Source organism: Streptomyces sp. NPDC017202, from assembly GCF_044331705.1.
In the GTDB taxonomy this organism is placed as follows: domain Bacteria; phylum Actinomycetota; class Actinomycetes; order Streptomycetales; family Streptomycetaceae; genus Streptomyces.
Map to the genome: position 1 here is coordinate 221,534 of NZ_JBIRNP010000008.1, position 20,918 is coordinate 242,451.

A 20,918-nucleotide genomic window follows, 5' to 3' on the forward strand; every position below is an offset into this window, starting at 1 on the left:
CGGCCGTACGAGGCCCGCCCCCTCCCGGCGGCCCCTCGCCCGTCTACTCCCCCTCCCCCTCGTAGGCCTTCCGCAGGGCGGCGATGTCGAGCTTGCCCATGGCGAGCATGGCCCTGGTGGCGCGGCCTGCCTTCTCCTGGTCCGGGGAGGTGAGCATGCGGATCATCTCGGTGGGCACGACCTGCCAGGACACGCCGTACTTGTCCTTGAGCCAGCCGCAGGGGCCGGGCTCGCCACCGCCCTCGATGAGCTTGTCCCAGTAGTGGTCGACCTCTTCCTGGCCGGCGCAGTCGATCTGGAACGAGATGGCCTCGTTGAACGTGAACTGCGGGCCGCCGTTCAGGCCGACGAACTTCTGGCCGTTGGCCGTGAACTCCACGGTGATCACGGAGCCGGCGGGGCCCGGGCCGGCCTCGGTGTAGCGGGCGACGGTGCCGACGCTCGAGTTCTTGAAGATCGACGCGTAGTGGTGGGCGGCTTCCTCCGCCTGGCCGTCGAACCAGAGGCACGTGGTGAATCCGTCGGTGGTCATGTGTTCCTCCAGGAGCGCGGGGGTGCGGGGAACGCGGTCATCAGTGTCGACCGGTGCGGCGCCCGGAACTCATCGCCCGGCGGCGCCCCGGTTTCGGCTCGTCCGGTGCGGGCTCGTCCGGTGCGGGTTCGTCCGGTGCGGGTTCGTGCGGTGCGGGTTCGTCCGGGGAACCGCCCGCGCAGGCCGTGGCAGGAAGTCCTCTGCTGTCGGCGAATCTGCCCAGGGCAGGGAAATCCGCCGCGGGGGCGGTCACGCGCCGAGAGTGGGTGGCACGGCGGCCGACGCCGCCGCACCCCCTCTCGACTCTCGCCTCTCGACAAGGAGCGCCCATGTCCCGACACCTCACCGGTCCCTCGCCGGCCCTGCTGCCACGGGCCGGGGAGGGTGACACCCCTCCCAGCCGTTTCGACGACCAGCTCGCGGCCCAACTGCTCGATCAGCGCATCGTGCTGCTCGGCACCCAGGTCGACGAGGTGTCCGCGAACCGGGTCTGCGCGCAGTTGCTGATCCTGTCGGCCGAGGACCCGCGCACCGACATCAGCCTGTACATCAACAGCCCCGGCGGCTCGGTCCACGCGGGCCTGGCCATCTACGACACGATGCGGCTCGTCCCGAACGACGTCTCGACGCTGGCGATGGGATTCGCCGCCAGCATGGGCCAGTTCCTGCTGAGCGTCGGCACGGCCGGCAAGCGGTACGCGCTGCCGAACGCGCGCATCATGATGCACCAGCCGTCGGCCGGCATCGGCGGCACCACCGCGGACATCGAGATCCAGGCCGAGAACCTGGAGTTCACCAAGCGGACCATCGAGCGGATCACCGCCGAGCACACCGGCCAGAGCCCGGAGACCATCTCCCGGGACGGCGACCGCGACCGCTGGTTCACGGCCGAGGAGGCCAGGGAGTACGGCATCGTCGACCGGGTGGTGGAGTCGCTGGCCGACGTCCGCCCGGCCGCCTCGAAGCGACGGATGGGGCTCTGACATGGGGACGTACACGATTCCGAACGTGGTGGAGCGCACCCCGCAGGGCGAGCGGTCCTACGACGTCTACAGCCGGCTGCTGGCCGAGCGGATCATCTTCCTCGGCACCGAGATCGACGACGGCGTCGCTAACGTCGTCATCGCGCAACTGCTCCACCTGGAGTCGTCGGCGCCGGAGAACGAGATCGCGATCTACATCAACTCCCCCGGTGGCTCGTTCACTTCGCTGATGGCCATCTACGACACGATGACGTTCGTGCAGGCCCCCCTCGCGACGTTCTGCGTCGGCCAGGCGGCCTCCACCGCGGCGGTGCTGCTGGCGGGCGGGGACCCCGGGCGGCGGTTCGTGCTGGAGCACGCGCGGGTGCTGCTCGGGCAGCCGGCCAGTGGCGGGCGGCAGGGCACGGTGTCGGACCTGGCGCTCCAGGCGAAGGAGATGGTGCGCATCCGCGCCCAGGTCGAGGAGGTGCTGGCCCGGCACACGCACCACGACGTCGCGACCCTGCGCGCGGACATGGACCGCGACAAGGTGTTCACCGCGCACGAGGCCGTGGCGTACGGCCTGGCGGACGAGGTGCTGAGCCGGCGCCCCGCGCGGGGGTGAGGCACCGGCCCGAGCGCGCCCTCAGGCGGCCAGGCAGAGTCCGTCGAGCGAGGACGTGGTCGTCGTCGTACGGCTCGGGTGCGAGGTGCGGCTGGTGAGCCGGAGCAGCTCGCCCTGGGCGCGCGCCAGCAGGTCGCCGAGGCTCAGGCCGAGCGCGCGGGCGGCGGCCGCCAGGACCTCCGAGGAGGCCTCCTTGCGGCCGCGCTCCACCTCCGACAGATAGGGCATGGAGATGCGGGCGGCGTCGGCGACGTCCCGGAGCGTGCGCTCCTGGGCCTGGCGTTCGCGGCGCAGGACGTCGCCGACGAGGTCGCGCCAGAGGGGTTCTCTGGGGGTGGGCGGCCGGTCGGCGGGGCGGGCGGTTCCCAGGCGTTCCGCCGAGGGGCGCAGCGGGATCACGCGGGCGTGGTTCGGCGCTTGGTTGCTCACCGTCCCAGCCTAGGAGGACCGGCCGCCGCGGACAGGGCCCCGGCGTTCCGCCCTCAGGGAAATCCCGGCAGAGGAAATCGGCGCGTTCTGGTGTGCATGGGTTCGCCGACTCGGGGTACGCGCTGCGTGAGCAGACTTGCCGCATTCGGTCCGCTCACTCAGCGGGTACAACAGATGTCGAATGGTGACTTTCGTGGGAGAGGCAATGCACACCGCCGTGATCGGGTCGCAGGCACAGGTCGTCGAGGACACCGCCGGGGCCGGCACGGGTGGCACCCCGCTGCCGGGAATCGAGGACCCCAGGCACGTGGCCCCCCGCGACGCACGTCAGCTGTCGCGTCAGTTCTTCCGGCGGCTGACGGAGCTGGAGGAGGGGACGTACGAGTACCAGTACGCGCGCAACACCCTCATCGAGATGAACATGTCGCTGGTGCGGTTCGCGGCCGGCCGGTTCCGGGGTCGCGGCGACGACATGGAGGACGTGGTCCAGACCGGGATGATCGGCCTGATCAAGGCGATCGACCGGTTCGAGATCTCGCGCGAGGTGGAGTTCACCTCCTTCGCGCTGCCCTACATCGTGGGCGAGATCAAGCGCTTCTTCCGGGACACGACCTGGGCCGTGCACGTGCCCCGGCGGCTCCAGGAGCTGCGGGTGGAGCTGGCCAAGGCGCGCGACGAGCTCTCCAGCCGCCTGGACCGGGAGCCGACCGTCGCCGAGCTGGCCACGCTGATGAACCTCACGGAACCCGAGGTGATCGAGGCGCGGATCGCGGCCAACGGCTACAACTCCTCCTCCCTGGACGCCGCCCTCACCGGCGACGGGCCCGAGAACGGCGAAGCGGTGCTGGCCGACTTCATCGGTGTGGAGGAGGACGGCCTGCGGCTCGTGGAGGACTTCCACTCGCTGGCTCCGCTGATGGCGGAGCTGAGCGAGCGGGACCGGCAGATCATCCACCTGCGGTTCGTGGAGGAGGCCACCCAGGCGGAGATCGGGGAGCGGCTCGGCTGCTCGCAGATGCACGTCTCCCGCCTGATCAAGCGGATCATCGTGCGGCTGCGCGAGGGGATGCTGGGCGAGCTGGGCTGCGCCTGAGTGCCCGCCGCCGTGGGGCCGTCGGCCCCACGGCGTCAGCCGGCGGCGACCCCGAGGACGGCGCGGACGCGCTTGCCGACCGGGATGCGGTCGACGGTGATCTCCGTGGCGATGGCGTGCACGATCTCCAGACCGTGGTGGCCGACGCGGCGGGGGTCCTTGGGGAATCGCAGGGGCAGCCGGTCGCTGCTGTCGTACACGGCGACCGTCACCGAGGTGTCCGTGCCCTCCAGCTCCAGGACGTAGGGGCCGTTGCTGTGCCGGTCGGCGTTGGTGACCAGCTCGCTGACGACCAGCATGACGTCGTCGCCGAAGCGGGCGTCCATGCCCGCGCACCACTCGGTCCTGAGCTGGTCGACGAAGTGGGCGGCGAAGTCGCGGGCCTCGGCGATGGAGCCGGGTTCACCGGTGTAGTGCGCCGCGCGGCGGAGCGGCTCCACGGGTACGTCGAAACCGGTCGTTATCACTGCCCCGTCCAGGTGCTTGCTCATGCTGTTCTCTCTCGGAGGCCGGCCTGGCCGGACGCTGCTGCACCAGCGCCCCTACCCCGAAACGGGCCGTGCAGTCCCCCCGGTCCGGACCCGGCCGCCATGAGCTGCCTCACAGCACGGGTGAACGGCTCGGGGACCGGTCGGCCGAGGGAGGCGCGGAGCCGGACGTGGTGTCGGCCGCCCCGGAGGACCCGGAGGACGTGGAGTCCTCGGTCCGCGGTTCGCCCGACGGGCCCGACGGACCTGAGGGTTCCGAGGGCGCCGAGGGTTCCGATGGGTTGGAGGGGCTGGAGGGCTCCGGCGACGAGGGCGGCTCCTCGGAACCGGGGGGCGGCGCGGGACTGGTCGAGTCCGGCGGCTCGGGACCGCGGGAGGTCGACGGCGAGGTGGGCGGCGACGTGGGCGCCGTGGGCGTGGTGACGCTCGCGGACGGTTTGGGCGGGGTCACCGGGGGCTTGGCGGGCTTGTCCTTGCCGCCGGTGTCGCCCCGCTGCCGGGCGAACCAGCGGTCGGCGCCGGGCTCGTACAGGACGAAGACGTCGATCACGGCCGTCGACGGGGTGACCACGACGACGTTCGCTGGATGGTACGACGGCCAGGAGTCGCCGGTGCGCTTCGGGGTGGTCTGCTGCGCGACGGGCGGGGTCAGCGGGTTGCCGCAGGCGCAGCGCACGCGGGGCACGCCGTGGCCGTCGACGAGGACGGCGGTGCCGGACTGCAGGACGGCCTGGTAGGAGGTGGCGGCGCCGTCGCGGTAGCCGTGGTTGGTGACACGGGTGTCCATGCGCAGTTGCACGGGGGTGAGGGCCCGCAGGTAGGCGGGGACCTCGGCCGGGTCGATGCCGGGGACGGACGCGAACGCCCGGTTCTTGTCGGGGTCGGCCCGCAGTGCCGTGACCTGCTTCTCCACGTCGCAGGCGGCCACGTCCCGGGTGCCGCCGTACAGGCCGGGGGCGCCGCCGTCGACGCCCCGTACGGCGTTGGCGGGCGCGGAGGTGGTCGCCGGGGCCGTGGTGGGGGGCGGGGGTGAGCTGCCGGTGGCGGTGGACTCGGTGAAGGGGTCCGGGCCCGTCTTGCCCGCGGCCTGGAGGAAGACCTCGCTCTCGCCGCCGGATCCGCCGCCACCGCCGGAGCGGGTCGTCAGGACGATCGCGACGGCCGCCGCGACGACGAGGGCGGTGGTGAGCAGCGCGATACGGGACGCGGACCTCCACCACGGCCGGTTCGGTCCGGGGCCGCCGCCGGGCGAGGCCGAGCCGCCCGGGGTTCCGCCGGGCGGTGGGGCGGGCGGGCCTGAGGGCGGTTGCGAGGGCGGCTGCGAGGGGCCGGACAGCGGGCCGGAGGGCGGGCCTGAGGGGCGGCCGGAGGAGGGCGGTTCGACACTCACGAGCACTCCCGACGGGATCTCCCGCGACGCCACTCACGTAACGCTGCACGCCGCTTGGTCCGCAACATCTTCATTGTGTGCTCTTGGCGTACTTCATCCGCAAGTGGACGCGGACGGCTCTCCCGGCAGGCGTGCGGGCCGGGCCCTGCTTAGCGTGGCGAGGGTGAGCCCGAACCTCCCCTCCGGTCAGGCGTCGTCCCGTCACGGCTGGGTACCGGCGGTCGCCGTGGCGTCGGCCGCGCTGATCACCATGACGGTCACGGCCGCGCTGGGGCTGTGGGCGGCGGGCGCGACCGATCTGCCCGGCGGGGCCTACCCGAGGGTGGTCGCGGCGACCGTCGTCACCGCGGTCGGGGGCTCGGTGGAGCTCTCCGCCGACGCCGGGGGGATCGCCGGCACGCGGGCGGGCCTCACGGTGATCCCGCTGTCCGTGACGCTCGTCGGCGCCCTGGTGACCGGCGCCGGGTTCCTCCGGCCGCTGCGGCACCGGGCGGTCGCCTCGGCGGCCGAACTCGCCGGCTGGGCGGCCCGGATCGCCGTGGTGTGGCTCCTCGGTCTGACAGCCCTCGCCCTCGCCGCGCGCCGGACGTTCGCGGTGTCGCTGGGCGACGACACGCTGAACGACCTCGGTGAGGTGTTCGGCGTGACCCCGAGGGCCGGTTTCACCACCGACGTGCCGCTCACCCTGCTGTCCGGACTGCTGTGGCTGGCCGGCGTGCTGGTGCTGGCGCTGCTGGTCTCCCGCGGGGCTCCGTTGCCGCCGCGGCTGCTGCGCTTCCAGGAGGCGGTGCGGCCGGCGGCGTACGCGATGGTGGTGCTGCTGCTCGCGTGCGTCGCGCTGGGGGTGGTCGTGGCGCTCGTGACCGCGGTGACGCGGGGCCGTGCCGCGCAGACCCTGGCCGTGGTGCTGCTCGGCCTGCCCAACCTGGTGTGGCTCGCGTTCACGGTCGGGCTGGGCGCCACCTGGGAGGGCCGGGTGCAGGGGCCGTTCGGGCTGCCGATGCCGCACGTGCTGGACGAGGTGCTGCGCGGCTCGGACACCGCCACGCTGAACCTGCGCACGCTCGGCGAGCAGGACGGCCGGGTGTGGTGGCTGGTCGCCGTGGACGCGGTGCTGCTGCTGGCGGCGGCGTTCGTGATGGCGGCCCGTTCCCCGGCCCGGACGCCGGCCTGGCGGCACGCGGTGCACCTGGCGGTGGCCCTGGTGCTGACGGTGCTGATGATCTGCCTCGTCGGCCGGATCTCCGCACACTACGGCCTGACGCTGTTCGGCATCAGCGACCTGGGCGGCACGGGCCTCACCGGCGACCTGTTCCTGCGCCCCGAGGTGTGGTCGGCGCTGGGCCTCGCCGCGCTGTGGGGGCTGGTCGCCGGCTTCCTGGGCGGACTGTCGGCCCGCGGGAGAGCCGGCCGGGGAAGGGTGGGCGACGGCATTCGCTAGGTTCTTTCGTTTGGATCGGGCCGGACCCCCGCGAGCCCGGCATGATCCAGACGAAAGCCCCCGGGCCGCGTCAGGCACGGCCGTCTCGTGGTGCGAAGACCGGGGCCGCCCACCGGGGCGGAGGCTCGGGGCGGGCCCGTCCTGCTGCCGCGGGTCCCCGGTCCGCCTCCGTCGGCGGGTGCCGCCGGGGTGAGCCGGACAGCAGTGCCGTCCTCAGGGCGGCGACGAACGCGAGGCAGGTGGGGTGGCGGGCGTCGGGGGTCTTGGCGAGGGCCTGCGCGAAGACCTCGTCGACGGCGGGCGGCAGGTCCGGGCGGGCGGTGGTGAGCGGGGGCGGCTCGTCGTACTGGTGGGCCCACAGCAGGGCCATGTCGTCGTCGCGGCGGAACGGCGGGTGGCCCGCGAGGGTCTCGTGGACGACGCACGCCAGGCCGTACACGTCGCAGCGGCCGTCGACCGGGCGGCCGGAGATCTGCTCGGGGGCGACGTAGTCGAGGGTGCCGACGAACTGGCCGACGGTGGTGAAGCCGGTGAGGGACAGCGACTTCTTCGTCAGGCCGAAGTCGGTGAGGTAGACGTGTTCGGGGTGGTCGCTGTCGGTGCCGCGGTCCACGAGGATGTTGCCGGGTTTGACGTCGCGGTGGACGAGGCCGTGCTCGTGGGCGGCGTCGAGGGCGGAGGCGACCTGGGCGGCGATCCGGACGGCGGCGGCCGGCTGCAGCGGTCCGTGGTCGTCGAGGAGGTGGCGCAGGTCGCCGCCGGCGACGTACCGCATGGCGATGTAGAGGAGTCCGTCGGTCTCGTCGGCCTCGAAGACCGGCACGATGTGCGGGTGGTCGATCGCGGCGGCGACCCGGGACTCGTGGGTGAAACGCTTGCGGAAGGTGTCGTTGCGGGCCAGTTCGGGGGCGAGCAGTTTGAGCGCGACGGTCCGTTCCAGGCGCAGGTCGCGGGCGCGGTACACGACGGCCATACCGCCGCGTCCGATCTCCCGCTCGATGCGGTAGCCCGCCACCTGGCGGCCGATCAGGTCGGAGGGCCGGCCGGAGAAGGGGCTCGTCGGCCGGCGGGTCATCGGCGTTCACCGTCGGGCGTCACGACCCGGGTGGGGGCGTGGCCGACGTCCGGGCCTCCGTCCTGGCCGACATCCGGTCCACCGTCCTGACCGCTGTCCGGGCCGCGGTGCGGACCGGCGTCCCGGCCGTCGTCCCGGGCCGCGGCGGGCGGGTCGTCGGCCGCGTAGGTGCTCAGCCGGCTGCCGTCGCCGTACACCCAGCACAACCGGGCGGGGTCGTAGAGCCAGACGGACTCGCCGTCGACGACCACGCCGATCCGCAGGCCCTGGGTGCGGCGGCCGAAGGCCTCGCCGTCGAGGCCGCCCGTGGCGAGTTCCTCGACGGCCGCGCGGTAGCGGGCCAGGGCCTGTTCGGTCCGGCCGAGCAGCGGGCGCGGGTCGGCGGTGGTGGTGAGGGGGTCGTCGGGCAGGGGCGGGTCCTGGGGCACGGCGACGAGGTGGCGGCCGTCCACCCAGGCCGACCAGCCGTTGGAGCACAGCACGTGTCCCCAGTCGCCGCGCCGCTCGACGAGGCGGACGGGCAGCAGCGGGTCGAGGGGGACGGTGGGCCGGGCCGGATCGGGGGTCTCCCAGGCGGGCATGCCCTGCTGGGGGACGACGTGCGTGGGCCGGAAGCCGGGGGGCGTCATCGCGGGCCTACTTCCGCATCACGGCGGGTTCGTGCCGGCGCAGCAGCCGGGAGACGACGAATCCGAAGACGGCCGAGAGCACGACGAGCATGCCCACGTTGAGCAGCCACGCCCCCGCCGAGTGCGCGAACAGCGGGTCGCCGGTGAGGCCGCCGGGCACGATCCGGGCCAGGTCGAGGGTGCCGGCCATGGCGGCGAACGCCCAGCGCGAGGGGATGACCCAGGCGAGTTGTTCCAGGCCCGGCACGCCGTCCAGGGACAGCAGGGCCCCGCAGAAGACGACCTGGACGATGGCGAGGAGCACCAGCAGCGGCATGGTCACCTCTTCCTTGCGCACCAGGGCGGAGACCACCAGGCCGAGCATCATCGCGGTGAAGGCGAGCAGGGCGACCGCGACGGTGATCTCGACCAGCGGGGGCATCAGGACGCCCTCTCCGCCGGGGGCGCCGAGGTCGACGCCGAGCAGGGCGACGAGCGTGAGCACCACGGCCTGCACGACGGTGACCGCGCCCAGCACGACGACCTTCGACATCAGGTACGCCGATCTGGACAGGCCGACGGCGCGTTCGCGCTGGTAGATCACGCGTTCCTTGACGAGTTCGCGCACGGCGTTGGCGGCGCCGGTGAGGACGCCGCCGACGCACAGGATCAGCAGCGCGTTCATCGCGGTGTCCCGGGTGAGCCGGTCGCCGGCGAGGGCGCGGGCCATGGCCCCCATCACGAACGGCAGGGCGATCATGATGACGAGGAAGGTGCGGTCGGCGCTCAGCGCGGCCGTGTAGCGGCGGACGAGGGTGCCGAGCTGGGCGCCGCGGCTGCGCGGGCGGGGCGGCGCCGGTACGACGACCTGGTCGGGGTGGGGCAGGCGCGGCTGGGCACTGGAGTCGACGACGTACCGGCGGTGGAGGGGGGAGGCGGCGTACTCCCCGGCCCAGTCGCGGTCCCGGTCCCGTTCGAAGGCCTCGAAGGCCTCGGGCCAGTCCGTGAACCCGAAGAAGGCGAGGGCGTCGTCGGGCGGGCCGTAGTAGGCGATCCGGCCGCCGGGCGCGAGGACGAGGAGACGGTCGCAGACGTCGAGGCTGAGGACGCTGTGGGTGACGACGACGACCGTGCGGCCGTCGTCGGCGAGGCCGCGCAGCATGTGCATCACCGAGCGGTCCATGCCGGGGTCGAGTCCGGAGGTCGGCTCGTCGAGGAAGAGCAGGGACGGTTTGGTCAGCAGTTCCAGGGCGACGCTGACGCGTTTGCGCTGGCCGCCGGAGAGACTGTGGACGTGCTGGTCGGCGCGCTGTTCGAGGCCCAGTTCGTGGATGACCTCCTCGACGCGCGCCCGGCGTTCGGCCTTGGCGGTGTCCTGGGGGAAGCGCAGTTCGGCGGCGTAGGTCAGCGCGCCGCGGACGGTGAGCTGGGTGTGCAGGATGTCGTCCTGCGGGACCAGGCCGACGCGCTGGCGCAGTTCGGCGTAGTCGCGGTAGAGGTCGCGGCCGTCGTAGACGACGGTGCCGTGGTCGGCGGGACGCTGTCCGGTGAGGGCGCCGAGCAGGGTGGACTTGCCGGCGCCGCTGGGTCCGACGACCGCGAGCAGGCACTTCTCCCCCACCGGGAAGGACACGTGGTCGAGGAGGACCTTGCGGCCGCGGTCGACGGCGACGGTGAGGTCCTGCACGTCCAGGGAGACCTCGCCGGTGTCGACGTACTCCTGGAGTTCGTCGCCGATCAGGCAGAACGCCGAGTGGCCGATGCCGACGATGTCGCCGGCCCCGAGGGGGGCGGCCGTGACGGGCAGGCCGTTGAGGTAGGTGCCGTTGTGGCTGCCGAGGTCGGCGATCTCGTAGGTGCCGTCGGGCAGGGCGCGCAGTTCGGCGTGGTGGCGGGAGACGACGAGGTCGTCGAGGACCAGGTCGTTGTCGGGGGCGCGGCCGATGCGGACGGTGCGGGTGGGCAGCGGGCGGACGGTGGTGGGCCGGCGGAACGTCCCGGTCACGACGGGGTTGGCGACCGCGGAGGGGCGTGGCGGTGCGGGCGGCGGGCGGCCGGTCAGGACGGCGCACGGGCCGTCGTCCGGGCTGCCGAAGCGGATGACGCTGCCGGGGCCGATGCTCCACTCCCGCACGCGGCGGCCGTCGGCGTAGGTGCCGTTGGTGCTGTGCTCGTCCGCGAGAATCCAGTGGTCGCCGTCCGGTCGCAGGACCGCGTGGTGCCAGGAGACGCGGGCGTCGTCGAGGACGATGTCGCTGAGCGGGTCGCGGCCGACGTGGTAGTCGTGGCTCGGGATCATCACCGTGGTGCCCGTCTCGGTCTCCAGCACGAGTTCGGGCGCGGTGGACGTGATCGGCGACTCCGCCATGCCGGAATTCTATCGATTCGCACCAGGGTGCGCCGTGCGGGAGATCGGGAGATCCGGCGGGAGATGCGATCGCGGACCGCGGGCCGGCCGCGGGAGTCGCGGACCGGCGGACAGCGCGGACCGGCGGCGCGGGGTCCGGCGCGGGGCCACGGCCCTGCGGCGGCGGATGCCGGTCAGCCGACCGGCATCACCAGCGGCGGGACGGTCCGCTGCATGCGCAGGGCGTCGACGGACTCGGCGAGCAGCTCGTACTCGGTGGTCTCGTCGCTGGCGGCGATCCGCACCAGCCGTCCGGCCGCCAGTTCGTCGGCGATCAGTTCCTGCCGGCCGACGTCGGCGCACCAGGCCCTCAGCAGGCGGGGGACGTCCGGCACGGTGTCGGAGACCGGGACGAGGGCGCTGGGCGGGATGCTCGTGCTCTCCGGCTGCGGATCGAGCCGCTCGGCGATCCAGGAGGCGCGGTCCCTCAGCCACCACAGGGCGAGCGCCAGCGTCGGGGCCCGGTAGGTGCCGAGCGGGACACCGATGCGGCGCCCGTCGCACACTCCGTACGCGGTGACATGGCACAGGAATTCGTCGTGCACGTCCTTCTCCCCCGTCGCTCGCTGCCGGTGCGGGCCTCGCTTTCCGTGCGGCTCCTGTGGGGTGAACTGCCCCTGACGTTTGAGTATGTTGACTACTGAAACACTGTCACCACGCTTTTTTGGCCAGTCTCTTGGCATATTCCCCGGCGTTCATGGCCGAAATGCGGCGGGCCCGGGCCGCCGCCGTCATTACCCGCGGGGTAATCGACCGGGCGATCGGGCGCGGGCAAGGTGGTCGCACCGGATCGGCGACGCCCGAATCCGGGTTCTGACCAGGATCGACGACCCCTTGGGGGCTGATTTCCCATGTCCACGCAGACCGACCGCTACCAGAACGCCGTCGCCCGCTACCTCGAGGCCTGGAACGCCCGCGAGCCCGGGACCCGGGCCAAGGCCGTGGCCGACGCCTGGGCGCCGCAGGGCAGCTACACCGACCCTCTCGCCGACGTACGCGGCCACGAGGGGATCACGGCAGTCGTCACGGCGGCACGGGAGCAGTTCCCCGGTTTCGCCTTCCGGCTCACCGGCACGGTCGACGGCCACCACGACACGGCCCGCTTCTCCTGGGAGCTGGTGAGCGAGGCGGACGGGGCGGCGCCGGTGGCCGGCTCCGACGTGATCACGCTGGACTCCGACGACCGCATCGTCGCCGTCCTCGGATTCCTCGACCGGGTGCCCGCCGGGGCATGACCGGTGCACTCCTCCGTTCGCGGCGGTCCGCCCGGTGAAAGGCGACGATCGCCGCGAACGGAGGGCGCCGCGCACGGCGCCGGAAAAGCCGTGCACGACGCCGGAAAACCGGAAAACCGGAAGCGGAATTCACCGCCGCCCGGTGCGCGAGCTTCGAAAGGAGGCGGGCGGATCCGTCACCGTCCGGCCGGCCGGCGGAACGGCTCAGCCGTTGATCACCGCGTCGATGCGGGCCAGTTCGTCCGCCTCGAACTCCAGGTTGTCCAGGGCGCCGACGCTGTCCTCGATCTGCCGGGCGCTGCTCGCGCCGACCAGCGCGGAGGTGACCCGGCCGCCGCGCAGCACCCAGGCCAGGGCGAGCTGAGCCAGCGACTGGCCGCGGGACCTGGCGATGTCGTCGAGGGCGCGGAGCTTGCCCACCAGTTCGTCGGTGAGGGCGTCGGAGTTGAGGAAGGGGCTGTCGCTCGCGGCCCGCGAGCCCTCCGGGATGCCGTCGAGGTAGCGGGCGGTGAGCACGCCCTGCTCCAGCGGGGAGAAGACGATGGAGCCGACCTGGAGCTCGTCCAGCGCGTCCAGCAGGCCCTCGCTCTCGGGGCGCCGGTCGAGCATCGAGTAGCGCGGCTGGTGGATGAGCAGCGGGGTGCCCAGCTCGCCCAGGATGCGGGCGGCCTCGCGGGTCTGCTCGGCCGAGTAGTTGGAGACGCCGACGTACAGCGCCTTGCCCTGCTGGACCGCGGAGTGCAGGGCGCCCATCGTCTCCTCCAGCGGAGTCTCCGGGTCGGGGCGGTGCGAGTAGAAGATGTCGACGTGGTCCAGGCCCATCCGCTTCAGGCTCTGGTCCAGCGAGGACAGCACGTACTTGCGCGAGCCCCACTCACCGTAGGGGCCCGGCCACATCAGGTAGCCGGCCTTGGTGGAGATCACCAGCTCGTCGCGGTAGGGCGCGAAGTCGGCCTTCAGGAACTCGCCCAGCGCGGACTCGGCGGCACCGGGCGGCGGGCCGTAGTTGTTCGCCAGGTCGAAGTGGGTGATGCCGAGGTCGAAGGCGCGGCGCAGGATGGCCCGCTGGGTCTCCACGGGACGGTCGGGCCCGAAGTTGTGCCACAGTCCGAGCGAGAGCGCGGGGAGCTTCAGGCCGCTGCGTCCGGTGCGCCGGTAGGGCATGTGCGCGTAGCGGTCGGGGTGTGCGGTGTACAACGCGACTCCAGGAGAGGTGGGCTCGGAGGACCGGCCCCGGCAACCGTAGGCCGGTCGCGGGACCTTCACCCACTCTCACCCTGCCTGCGGGCAGTGGTCCAACAGAAGAATCCGATGGAATTCAGCGGATAGGCTTCTCAATCATGGAACTGCGCCACCTCCAGCACTTCGTCGCGGTCGCCGAGGACCAGCACTTCACCCGTGCCGCCGAACGCCTGATGGTCTCCCAGTCGGGGCTGTCGGCCTCCATCCGCGCGCTCGAGCGGGAGCTGCGGGCGCCCCTGTTCGTCCGCACGACCCGCCGGGTGACGCTGACCGAGGCCGGCCGCGCGCTGCTGGCGGAGGCGGAACGGATCCTGGTGCAGGTGCGCGCCGCGCACGAGGCGGTGGCGGCCGTGCAGGGCGTGGTGCGCGGCACCCTCTCGGTGGGCACCGAGCAGTGCATCGCCGGGGTGCACGTGGCGGGGCTGCTGGCCGCGTTCCGGCGGCGCCACCCGGACGTGGAGATCCGGCTGCGGCAGTCCGGCTCGGGCGCGCTCGCCGAGGAGGTGGCCGCCGGGCGGCTGGACCTGGCCTTCGCCTACCGCACGCAGGCGGACAGCGACCAGCTGCGTTCCGCCTCGCTCACCGGTGAGCCGATGTACGTGCTGTGCCATCCCGACCACCGGCTCACCGGTGCCGCGGCCGCGCCGACCCCGGCCGACGTCGCCGACGAGGTGTTCGTCGACTTCCACCCCGACTGGGGCCCGCGCCGCGCCACCGACGCGGCCTTCGCGGCGGCCGGGGTCCGCCGGACGGTCGCGCTGGAGGTCAACGACGTGCACAGCCTGCTGGACCTGGTGGACGAGAACCTCGGCGTCGCCGTCGTACCGCGCCACTTCCGGCACAAGCGGGAGGCGCTCACCGCGCTGCCGCTGAAGGGGACGGGCGAGGTGGTGTACGAGACGGTCGCCCTGCTGCCGCCCGCCCGGGCGACCAGCCCGGCGGCACGCGCGCTGATGGCCCTGCTGGAGACGGAGCGCGGCGGGTAGGTTCCGGCCGCCCGGGGGCTGTCCGGGGGCTGTCCGGGGGCCGCCCGGGGTCTGTCCGGTGGATCGTGCCGGACGGGTCCGGGGGCGGCGCCGGGGCGGCGGGTGCGCGATGGTGGACGTATGCATGCCAAGGACATCCTCATCGACGGCTACGGCCGCGTCCGGGAAGAGGTCCACGCCGCCGTCGGCGGCCTCGACCCGGACGGCCTCAACGCCCGGCCGGCCGCCGGGACGAACTCGGTCGCCTGGCTGGTCTGGCACCTCACCCGCGTCCAGGACGACCACGTGGCCGACGCCTTCGGGCTCGATCAGGTGTGGCTCTCACAGGACTGGGAGAAACGGTTCGGCCTGAGCCTGCCGCGCCGGGACACCGGGTACGGGCACAGCGCGGCGCAGGTCGCCGGGGTACGGGTCACCGACGGCGGCCTGCTGACCGGGTACCACGACGCCGTCCACGCGCAGACCCTCCGGGCGCTGCGCGGGGTGACCGCGGCGGACCTGGAACGCGTCGTGGACGAGCGCTGGGACCCGCCGGTCACGCTCGGCGTCCGCCTGGTCAGCGTCCTGTCCGACGATCTCCAGCACGTCGGACAGGCCGCCTACGTGCGCGGGCTGCTTCAGAGCGCGGCCGCGTAGCCCGGCAGGACGACGTCCTCGATGAGGGCCTTGCGCTCGTCGAACGGGATGAAAGCGCTCTTGAGGGCGTTCACGGTGACGGTGCGCAGGTCCTCGACCGTCCAGCCCGCCTCCTCGACCAGCAGCGACATCTCGCGCGTCATCGTCGTCCCCGAGACCAGCCGGTTGTCGGTGTTGAGGGTGACGCGGAAGCCGAGGTCCTTCAGCGCGGTGATCGGGTGCTCGGCGATGGAGGTGGCGGCGCCGGTCTGGAGGTTGGACGTCGGGCACATCTCCAGCGCGACACGGTGGTCCCGCACCCAGCCGGCCAGGCGGCCGAGCTTGCCGTCGACGATGTCGTCGGTGATGCGCACGCCGTGGCCGATGCGCTGGGCGCCGCAGACCTGGAGGGCCTGGTGGATGCTGGGCAGGCCGTGCGCCTCGCCGGCGTGGATGGTGAAGGGGACGTTCTCGCGGCGCAGGTGCGCGAAGGCGTCCAGGTGGTCGGCGGGCGGGAAGCCGTCCTCGGCGCCGGCGATGTCGAAGCCGACGACGCCGGCGTCCCGGAAGGCGACCGCGAGGTCGGCGGTGGCGCGGGTCCGGTCGAACATCCGCATGCCGCACAGCAGGGTGCCGACGCGGACCGGGGTGCCGGCGGCGGCCGCCTTGGCCATGCCGGCCGCGAGGCCCTCCTGGACCGTCTCGACGACCTCGGGCAGGGTCAGGCCGCCGTCGAGCATCAGCTCGGGGGCGTAGCGCACCTCGGCGTAGACGACGCCGTCCGCGGCCAGGTCGAGGACGTACTCCTCCGCCGTGCGCAGCAGGCCCTCGCGGGTCTGCATGACGGCGAGGGTGTGCTCGAAGGTCGCTATGTACCGGACCAGGTCACCGGAGTTGGCGGCCTCGAAATACCAGGCGGCCAGCTCCTGCGGGTCCGTGGCCGGCAGGGTGTGGCCCACCGCGGCCGCCAGCTCGACGACGGTGGCGGGGCGCAGACCGCCGTCGAGGTGGTCGTGCAGGACGGCCTTGGGGAGCCGGCGGAGGGTGGCGGCGTCTACGCGCGTAGCGGTCATGGTGGGTCTTTCCTCGGGCGGGGCGGTGGGGCGGGGTTGCGGGGGCGGGGCGCGAGAGGGCGAGGACCGGCGGGGTCAGCCGGCGGGCTGGAGCAGGTCCCAGCGGTTCCCGTACAGGTCCCGGAAGACGGCGACGGAGCCGTACGGCTCGTGGCGGGGCTCCTCCAGGAAGGTCACGCCGGCGGCGCGCATCCGGGCGTGGTCCCCCGCGAAGTCGTCGGTGTACAGGAAGAACCCGACCCGTCCGCCGGTCTGGTCGCCGACCCGGGAGCGCTGGGCGTCGCCCTTGGCCCTGGCCAGCAGCAGGCCGGTGCCGTCCTGGTGGCCGTCGGGCCGCACGACGACCCAGCGCGATCCGTCGGCACGCGCCGCGTCCTCGGCGAGGCGGAAACCGACGGCCTCGGTGAAGAAGCGGATCGCCTCGTCGTAGTCGTCGACGACGAGGGTGACCAGGGCGATGCGACTCATCGGGACCTTTCGGGAGGGCTGATTAGCGGGAGAGGTTATACGTAAAACCTGACGGACGCCAGTCACCTCCGGAGAACCCCGCCGAGTCCGGACCCGCGCCGTGGGCGCGGCGGGAACGGGCCGGAGGTCAGTCCGCCTTGCCGTGGGCCCCGTTCAGGCGGTCCAGTTCCGCCGGCGTCAGCCGCAGGCGTCCCGCCGCCACGTTCTCCGTGAGGTGCTCGGGGTTGCCGGTGCCGGGGATGGCCAGGACGTGCGGGCCCCGGGCCAGGGTCCAGGCCAGGCGGATCTGCGCGGGGCTCACGCCGTGGGCGTGGGCCGCCGCCAGGACCGCTTCGTCGTGGGCGGTCGTGGCTCCGCGCGGGCCGCTGTCGCCGGCGATGGCGTAGAACGGGACGAAGGCGATGCCCTGTTCGCCGCACAGGCGCAGGAGTTCCTCGGTGGCGGGTCGGCGGTCTCCGAGGCCGTAGCGGTTCTGGACGGCGACCACCGGGGCGATGGCCTGCGCCTCGGCGAGGTGGCGGGGTTCCACGCCGGAGATGCCGAGGTGGCGGACGAGGCCGGCCCGGCGCAGCTCCGCGAGGGCGCCGAAGTGTTCGGCGATCGACTCCTGGTCCATCCGGCGCAGGTAGACGAGGTCGAGGTGGTCGCGGCCGAGCTGACGCAGGTTCTCCTCGACATGGCCGCGGAGGTCCTCGGGGCGGGCCGAGGTGCCCCACTCCCCCGACCAGTCGCGGAAGGGGCCGACCTTGGCGGCGATGAGCAGGTCGTCCGGGTACGGGGCGAGAGCGCTGTTGATCAGTTCGTTGGCGGAGCGCAGGGAAGAGAAGTAGAAGGCCGCGGTGTCGATGTGGTTGACGCCCAGGTCGAGCGCCTCACGCAGGACGGCGATCGATCGGTCGCGGTCGCTCGGTGTGCCGAGATGGAAGGCGGCGTCGCCCGTCAGCCGCATCGCGCCGAAGCCGATGCGGCCGACGGTCGTGTCGCCCAGTCTCCAGGTGCCTGCGGCATCCGCGGTGATCGTTTCCGAAGTCATCGGCGGAGTCTCGCACACACCGTCCGGGGTCAGCAGTAGAGGTTGCCGCCCGGGGAGACGCCCAGGATCTGGGCGAACTGCTGGTACTTGGTCACCCGGCTCTGCACCTGCGCCGGGTTCTTGCCGTCGCACTCCAGGGAGCCGTTGATGGAGCGTATGGTCTGGCCGAACCCGGCGCCGTTGACCATGGCGTTGTGCGGCGTCATGGTGCCGGGACCGCTCTGGGTGTTCCAGTACCACAGGGCCGTCTTCCAGGCCACGGCCGCGTCGTTCTGCACCAGCCAGGGGTTGTTGAGGAGGTCGATGCCGAGCGCGTCGCCCGCGGCCTTGTAGTTGAAGTTCCAGCTGAGCTGGATGGGGCCGCGCCCGTAGTAGGCCGCCTGGCCGGCCGGGCAGCCGTACCACTGGCTCCAGTCGCAGTAGTGCGGGTAGTTGGCGGTGTTCTGCTCGACGACGTGCACCAGACCGCCGGTCTCGTGACTGACGTTGGCGAGGAAGGCCGCCGCCTCCTGCTTCTTGGTGGTGTCGCTGCCGGTGGTGGTGAAGCCGGGGTAGGCACTGAGGGCGGCGGTGAGGCCGCTGTAGGAGTAGAAGGAGTTCCGGCCCGGGAACATCTGGTTGAACTGCGCCTCGGTGACCACGAAACTGCCGACCGGCGTGCCGGGGCCGGTGTCGCAGGCGTACGGCTCCCAGTACCAGGTGCTGATGACGGGGTCGTAGCCCGGGTTGTCGTGCTCGGCCACGTAGGCCCTGCCGTCGGTGTAGCGGACGATGTCGCCGGTGCGGTAGGCCTTGCCGGCCACCCAGGCGGGATAGCTCGAACAGGCGGCGGCGGACGCGCTCGTGGCCGGCAGGAGCACCGGGACGGCACTGGAGAGGACGAGCGCGGTCACGACCGCGGAGATACGGCGCCTCGACACGGGATCAACTCCTTCACGGAGCACGGCCGTCCCCGGCACGGGGCAGGGCGGAGCCGGGCCTCGTGCGCGTACCGGTGGAGCCGGTCACGGCTCGGGGGCGGCCGTGGTGGGGGGTGTGGAGGCACACTCAACCGCTTTGGTATGTACCAGTCAAGGGTGTAGACCAGTCGACCCGGCCGGGATGCGGCCGGGCCGACCGGTCGGCATGCGGCGGGCCGACCGGCCGGGGTGTCGCCGGAACCTCCCGCGCCCCGGGAGGACGGCCCTGCTCGGGGGCTCAGCCCAGCGGCTTCTCCAGCACCGCCTTGCGGTGACTGAAGGTCTCCATCGAGTACCGGCCGTGGTAGTTGCCCATGCCGCTCTCCCCCACTCCGCCGAACGGCAGGTCGGAGACGGTGAGATGGGCCAGCGGCAGACCGTGGCCGAGGCCGCCGGAGGAGGTCTCGGCGGCGATGCGCGCGCGGGTCTCCTCCGACTGGGAGAAGACGTACAGCGCGAGGGGCTTGTCGCGGTCGTTGATGAACGCGATCGCCCCGTCGAGGCCGTCGACGGTCACGATCGGCAGGATCGGGCCGAAGATCTCCTCCCCCATGACGGGGGATGCGGGGTCGACGTCGGCCAGGACGGTCGGCGCGATGTACTTGTCCGCGCGGTCGCTGCGGCCGCCGACCACGACGCGGCCGGAGCCGAGCAGGCCGGTGAGCCGGTCGAAGTGGCGCTCGTTGACGATCCGGCCGTACTCGCCGGAGGTCTGCGGGTCGGCGCCGTAGACCTTCTCGACGGCCCGGGCGAGGAGGGGTTCCAGGGCGGCGGCGGTCGCGGGGTCGGTGAGGACGTAGTCGGGGGCGACGCACGTCTGGCCGGCGTTGAGGAACTTGCCGCGGGCCAACCGGTCGGCGACGACGGCGAGGTCGGTGTCGCGGTCGACGAACGCCGGGGACTTGCCGCCGAGTTCGAGGGTGACCGGGGTGAGGTGCTCGGCGGCGGCCCGCATCACGACGCGGCCGACGGTGCCGTTGCCGGTGTAGAAGATGTGGTCGAACCGTTCGGCCAGCAGGGCCGTGGTCTCCGGGACGCCGCCCTCCACGACGGCGACCGCGTCGGTGTCGAGGTGGGCGGGCAGCAGCCGGGCGAGCGCGGCGGAGGTCGCCGGGGCCAGCTCGCTGGGCTTGACGACGACGGCGTTGCCCGCGGCGAGGGCGCCGACGAGCGGGGCGAGCAGCAGTTGGGCGGGGTAGTTCCAGGGCGCGATGACGAGGACGACACCGAGCGGGTCGTACTGGGTCCAGGCGCGGGCGTCGGCGCCGAGGTGGGCGGGGGCCGGGGCGGGTTCGGGACGCAGCCAGTCGTCGAGGTGGGCGAGGGTGTGGTCGATCTCGCGGACCGTGAAGTCGATCTCGGTGCGGTAGGCCTCCGTGGCGCTCTTGCCGAGGTCGGCGTGGAGGGCGGCGGCCAGGTCCTCACCCCGTTCCGTGAGCATCTCGCGCAGGCGGCGCAGCTGTCCGGTCCGCCAGGCGGCGGGCTTGGTGCGGCCGGTACGGAAGGTGGCGCGCAGCCGGGCGACGACGTCGGCGGGCTGCTCGGGGATGGCGGTGGTCACGGTGCCTCGCTGGTGGTGCGCGGGCTTCTCAGCCCTGGGTACGGGTGGTGAGCGGTCAGCTCGGTGTATAGGCCAACCTTTCATGCACCAAAACATATTCCCCGGCTCGGCCGCTTCACCGTGCGGCCCTGCCGCCGGGATCAGCGGGGCGGTTCGCCGCGGCACCCTTCGCCTTCCGCACGAACGGCGCCCCCGGATCGACACCCCGCGCGGCGACACGGGAAGAATCCGGTCCATGACCGCACCGCACCCGCTCGTCACCCGGGCCCGGCACCTCGCACAGACCCTCCTCGCCCCGCACGCCGAGGAGGTGGACCGGACGGAGGTCCCCACCGGTCATCTCACGGAGATCCGGCGCTCGGGCCTGCTCGGCCTGCACGCGCCCACGACGGCGGCGGCGGTGGGCGGCGGCCGGTCCCTGTCGCTGCCGAACCGGGCCCAGCGACTGGCGCGGGAGGCGCTGTTCGTCATGGTCCAGGGCCGGACGCGGGACTTCCGCGGGGCCCACCTCGACGCCCTGGCGGGCCGCTAGGCGCGCGTTCCGTCCCCGCAGGGGCACGGACGCACGGGACGGCCGGGGGGCCCCCCCCCGGGGGGGGGGGGGCCCGGCCCCCCCCCGGGGGGAACGGCCCCCCCGAGGTCCACCACCACGGAAGGCGCCGGCAAGAGGGGCCTACACACCCGGGGGGGGGGGCC

Annotated in this window: 22 protein-coding genes; 8 read left to right on the top strand and 14 right to left on the bottom strand. The window is 73.1% G+C overall.

Annotation, left to right across the window (positions count from 1 at the left end; genetic code table 11):
* Positions 1-43: 43 nt before the first annotated feature.
* A complete protein-coding gene (locus ACH4N1_RS18270) occupies positions 44-532 on the bottom strand; it encodes a VOC family protein (protein ID WP_398098207.1) in 489 nt (162 codons plus the stop codon).
* A gap of 329 nt (positions 533-861) precedes the next feature.
* On the opposite strand from ACH4N1_RS18270, the gene ACH4N1_RS18275 reads away from it, so the two are divergent.
* Both ACH4N1_RS18275 and ACH4N1_RS18280 read left to right on the top strand, forming a co-directional pair.
* On the top strand, positions 862-1,515 hold the full coding sequence (locus tag ACH4N1_RS18275; RefSeq protein ID WP_398098209.1) for an ATP-dependent Clp protease proteolytic subunit: 654 nt from the start codon (positions 862-864) through the stop codon (positions 1,513-1,515).
* Position 1,516: 1 nt separating this feature from the next.
* Positions 1,517-2,119 (top strand): ClpP family protease, encoded by a 603-nt coding sequence (locus ACH4N1_RS18280; protein WP_398098211.1) that lies wholly within the window; start codon positions 1,517-1,519, stop codon positions 2,117-2,119.
* Positions 2,120-2,140: 21 nt separating this feature from the next.
* Here ACH4N1_RS18280 and ACH4N1_RS18285 read toward each other — a convergent pair whose 3' ends face one another.
* A complete protein-coding gene (locus ACH4N1_RS18285) occupies positions 2,141-2,548 on the bottom strand; it encodes a helix-turn-helix domain-containing protein (RefSeq protein ID WP_398098213.1) in 408 nt (135 codons plus the stop codon).
* Between the two features lie 205 nt (positions 2,549-2,753).
* Between ACH4N1_RS18285 and ACH4N1_RS18290 the strand changes: the two genes are divergently transcribed.
* Positions 2,754-3,641 (top strand): RNA polymerase sigma factor SigF, encoded by an 888-nt coding sequence (locus tag ACH4N1_RS18290; protein ID WP_398098215.1) that lies wholly within the window; start codon positions 2,754-2,756, stop codon positions 3,639-3,641.
* A gap of 35 nt (positions 3,642-3,676) precedes the next feature.
* Here the strand turns inward: ACH4N1_RS18290 and ACH4N1_RS18295 are convergent, their stop codons facing one another.
* Both ACH4N1_RS18295 and ACH4N1_RS18300 read right to left on the bottom strand, forming a co-directional pair.
* On the bottom strand, positions 3,677-4,132 hold the full coding sequence (locus ACH4N1_RS18295) for an ATP-binding protein (protein WP_398098217.1): 456 nt from the start codon (positions 4,130-4,132) through the stop codon (positions 3,677-3,679).
* A gap of 109 nt (positions 4,133-4,241) precedes the next feature.
* The gene (locus ACH4N1_RS18300) at positions 4,242-5,519 is read right to left on the bottom strand and encodes a DUF6777 domain-containing protein (protein WP_398098219.1); all 1,278 of its coding nucleotides are present in this window, start codon (positions 5,517-5,519) and stop codon (positions 4,242-4,244) included.
* Positions 5,520-5,682: 163 nt separating this feature from the next.
* Here ACH4N1_RS18300 and ACH4N1_RS18305 point away from each other — a divergent pair, with 163 nt between their 5' ends.
* Positions 5,683-6,960: a streptophobe family protein gene (locus ACH4N1_RS18305; protein ID WP_398098220.1), complete on the top strand. Its 1,278-nt coding sequence runs from the start codon at positions 5,683-5,685 to the stop codon at positions 6,958-6,960.
* A gap of 70 nt (positions 6,961-7,030) precedes the next feature.
* Here the strand turns inward: ACH4N1_RS18305 and ACH4N1_RS18310 are convergent, their stop codons facing one another.
* The 4 genes from ACH4N1_RS18310 to ACH4N1_RS18325 all read right to left on the bottom strand — a co-directional run bounded on the left by ACH4N1_RS18310 (position 7,031) and on the right by ACH4N1_RS18325 (position 11,595).
* Entirely contained in the window at positions 7,031-8,035 is a 1,005-nt protein-coding gene (locus tag ACH4N1_RS18310; RefSeq protein ID WP_398098221.1) for a serine/threonine-protein kinase, read from the bottom strand.
* The gene (locus ACH4N1_RS18315) at positions 8,032-8,664 is read right to left on the bottom strand and encodes a hypothetical protein (RefSeq protein WP_398098223.1); all 633 of its coding nucleotides are present in this window, start codon (positions 8,662-8,664) and stop codon (positions 8,032-8,034) included. The genes ACH4N1_RS18310 and ACH4N1_RS18315 overlap by 4 nt, the downstream gene beginning before the upstream one ends.
* A 7-nt stretch (positions 8,665-8,671) precedes the next feature.
* Complete coding sequence (locus ACH4N1_RS18320) at positions 8,672-11,011, bottom strand: FHA domain-containing protein (protein ID WP_398098224.1); 2,340 nt, start codon at positions 11,009-11,011, stop codon at positions 8,672-8,674.
* Positions 11,012-11,184: 173 nt separating this feature from the next.
* Complete coding sequence (locus tag ACH4N1_RS18325) at positions 11,185-11,595, bottom strand: hypothetical protein (protein ID WP_398098225.1); 411 nt, start codon at positions 11,593-11,595, stop codon at positions 11,185-11,187.
* 306 nt (positions 11,596-11,901) lie between these two features.
* Between ACH4N1_RS18325 and ACH4N1_RS18330 the strand changes: the two genes are divergently transcribed.
* Positions 11,902-12,285 carry a nuclear transport factor 2 family protein gene (locus ACH4N1_RS18330; protein WP_398098227.1) on the top strand — a complete coding sequence of 128 codons (384 nt, stop codon included), beginning with the start codon at positions 11,902-11,904 and terminating at the stop codon, positions 12,283-12,285.
* Between the two features lie 204 nt (positions 12,286-12,489).
* Here the strand turns inward: ACH4N1_RS18330 and mgrA are convergent, their stop codons facing one another.
* Entirely contained in the window at positions 12,490-13,482 is a 993-nt protein-coding gene (mgrA, locus tag ACH4N1_RS18335; RefSeq protein WP_382790491.1) for an L-glyceraldehyde 3-phosphate reductase, read from the bottom strand.
* Positions 13,483-13,625: 143 nt separating this feature from the next.
* Here mgrA and ACH4N1_RS18340 point away from each other — a divergent pair, with 143 nt between their 5' ends.
* Positions 13,626-14,513, top strand: coding sequence for a LysR family transcriptional regulator (locus ACH4N1_RS18340; RefSeq protein ID WP_398098228.1), 888 nt, complete (start codon positions 13,626-13,628; stop codon positions 14,511-14,513).
* A 120-nt stretch (positions 14,514-14,633) separates the two neighbouring features.
* On the top strand, positions 14,634-15,149 hold the full coding sequence (locus tag ACH4N1_RS18345; protein WP_398098230.1) for a DinB family protein: 516 nt from the start codon (positions 14,634-14,636) through the stop codon (positions 15,147-15,149).
* Here the strand turns inward: ACH4N1_RS18345 and ACH4N1_RS18350 are convergent.
* From ACH4N1_RS18350 to ACH4N1_RS18370, 5 genes are all read right to left on the bottom strand, one after another.
* Positions 15,131-16,201: an adenosine deaminase gene (locus ACH4N1_RS18350; protein WP_398098231.1), complete on the bottom strand. Its 1,071-nt coding sequence runs from the start codon at positions 16,199-16,201 to the stop codon at positions 15,131-15,133. The two genes, ACH4N1_RS18345 and ACH4N1_RS18350, sit on opposite strands and share 19 nt — an antisense overlap.
* 75 nt (positions 16,202-16,276) lie before the next feature.
* Positions 16,277-16,669, bottom strand: a complete 393-nt coding sequence (locus tag ACH4N1_RS18355) for a VOC family protein (protein ID WP_398098233.1) — start codon at positions 16,667-16,669, stop codon at positions 16,277-16,279.
* 127 nt (positions 16,670-16,796) lie between these two features.
* The gene (locus ACH4N1_RS18360; RefSeq protein ID WP_398098235.1) at positions 16,797-17,702 is read right to left on the bottom strand and encodes an aldo/keto reductase; all 906 of its coding nucleotides are present in this window, start codon (positions 17,700-17,702) and stop codon (positions 16,797-16,799) included.
* Positions 17,703-17,731: 29 nt separating this feature from the next.
* Complete coding sequence (locus tag ACH4N1_RS18365) at positions 17,732-18,622, bottom strand: glycoside hydrolase family 19 protein (protein WP_398098237.1); 891 nt, start codon at positions 18,620-18,622, stop codon at positions 17,732-17,734.
* 277 nt (positions 18,623-18,899) lie between these two features.
* Positions 18,900-20,222: an aldehyde dehydrogenase family protein gene (locus tag ACH4N1_RS18370; RefSeq protein ID WP_398098239.1), complete on the bottom strand. Its 1,323-nt coding sequence runs from the start codon at positions 20,220-20,222 to the stop codon at positions 18,900-18,902.
* 235 nt (positions 20,223-20,457) lie between these two features.
* On the opposite strand from ACH4N1_RS18370, the gene ACH4N1_RS18375 reads away from it, so the two are divergent.
* Entirely contained in the window at positions 20,458-20,754 is a 297-nt protein-coding gene (locus ACH4N1_RS18375) for a hypothetical protein (RefSeq protein ID WP_398098240.1), read from the top strand.
* The last annotated feature ends 164 nt before the right edge of the window (positions 20,755-20,918 follow it).

Excerpts from the sequence above, each read along its gene's own strand:
- ACH4N1_RS18340 (WP_398098228.1), top strand. The coding sequence starts at position 13,626 with ATGGAACTGCGCCACCTCCAGCACTTCGTCGCGGTCGCCGAGGACCAG.
- ACH4N1_RS18355 (WP_398098233.1), bottom strand. The coding sequence starts at position 16,669 with ATGAGTCGCATCGCCCTGGTCACCCTCGTCGTCGACGACTACGACGAG.
- ACH4N1_RS18375 (WP_398098240.1), top strand. The coding sequence starts at position 20,458 with ATGACCGCACCGCACCCGCTCGTCACCCGGGCCCGGCACCTCGCACAG.
- ACH4N1_RS18310 (WP_398098221.1), bottom strand. The coding sequence starts at position 8,035 with ATGACCCGCCGGCCGACGAGCCCCTTCTCCGGCCGGCCCTCCGACCTG.
- ACH4N1_RS18320 (WP_398098224.1), bottom strand. The coding sequence starts at position 11,011 with ATGGCGGAGTCGCCGATCACGTCCACCGCGCCCGAACTCGTGCTGGAG.
- ACH4N1_RS18290 (WP_398098215.1), top strand. The coding sequence starts at position 2,754 with ATGCACACCGCCGTGATCGGGTCGCAGGCACAGGTCGTCGAGGACACC.
- ACH4N1_RS18360 (WP_398098235.1), bottom strand. The coding sequence starts at position 17,702 with ATGACTTCGGAAACGATCACCGCGGATGCCGCAGGCACCTGGAGACTG.
- ACH4N1_RS18350 (WP_398098231.1), bottom strand. The coding sequence starts at position 16,201 with ATGACCGCTACGCGCGTAGACGCCGCCACCCTCCGCCGGCTCCCCAAG.
- ACH4N1_RS18345 (WP_398098230.1), top strand. The coding sequence starts at position 14,634 with ATGCATGCCAAGGACATCCTCATCGACGGCTACGGCCGCGTCCGGGAA.
- ACH4N1_RS18270 (WP_398098207.1), bottom strand. The coding sequence starts at position 532 with ATGACCACCGACGGATTCACCACGTGCCTCTGGTTCGACGGCCAGGCG.
- ACH4N1_RS18315 (WP_398098223.1), bottom strand. The coding sequence starts at position 8,664 with ATGACGCCCCCCGGCTTCCGGCCCACGCACGTCGTCCCCCAGCAGGGC.
- ACH4N1_RS18280 (WP_398098211.1), top strand. The coding sequence starts at position 1,517 with ATGGGGACGTACACGATTCCGAACGTGGTGGAGCGCACCCCGCAGGGC.
- ACH4N1_RS18330 (WP_398098227.1), top strand. The coding sequence starts at position 11,902 with ATGTCCACGCAGACCGACCGCTACCAGAACGCCGTCGCCCGCTACCTC.
- ACH4N1_RS18275 (WP_398098209.1), top strand. The coding sequence starts at position 862 with ATGTCCCGACACCTCACCGGTCCCTCGCCGGCCCTGCTGCCACGGGCC.
- ACH4N1_RS18295 (WP_398098217.1), bottom strand. The coding sequence starts at position 4,132 with ATGAGCAAGCACCTGGACGGGGCAGTGATAACGACCGGTTTCGACGTA.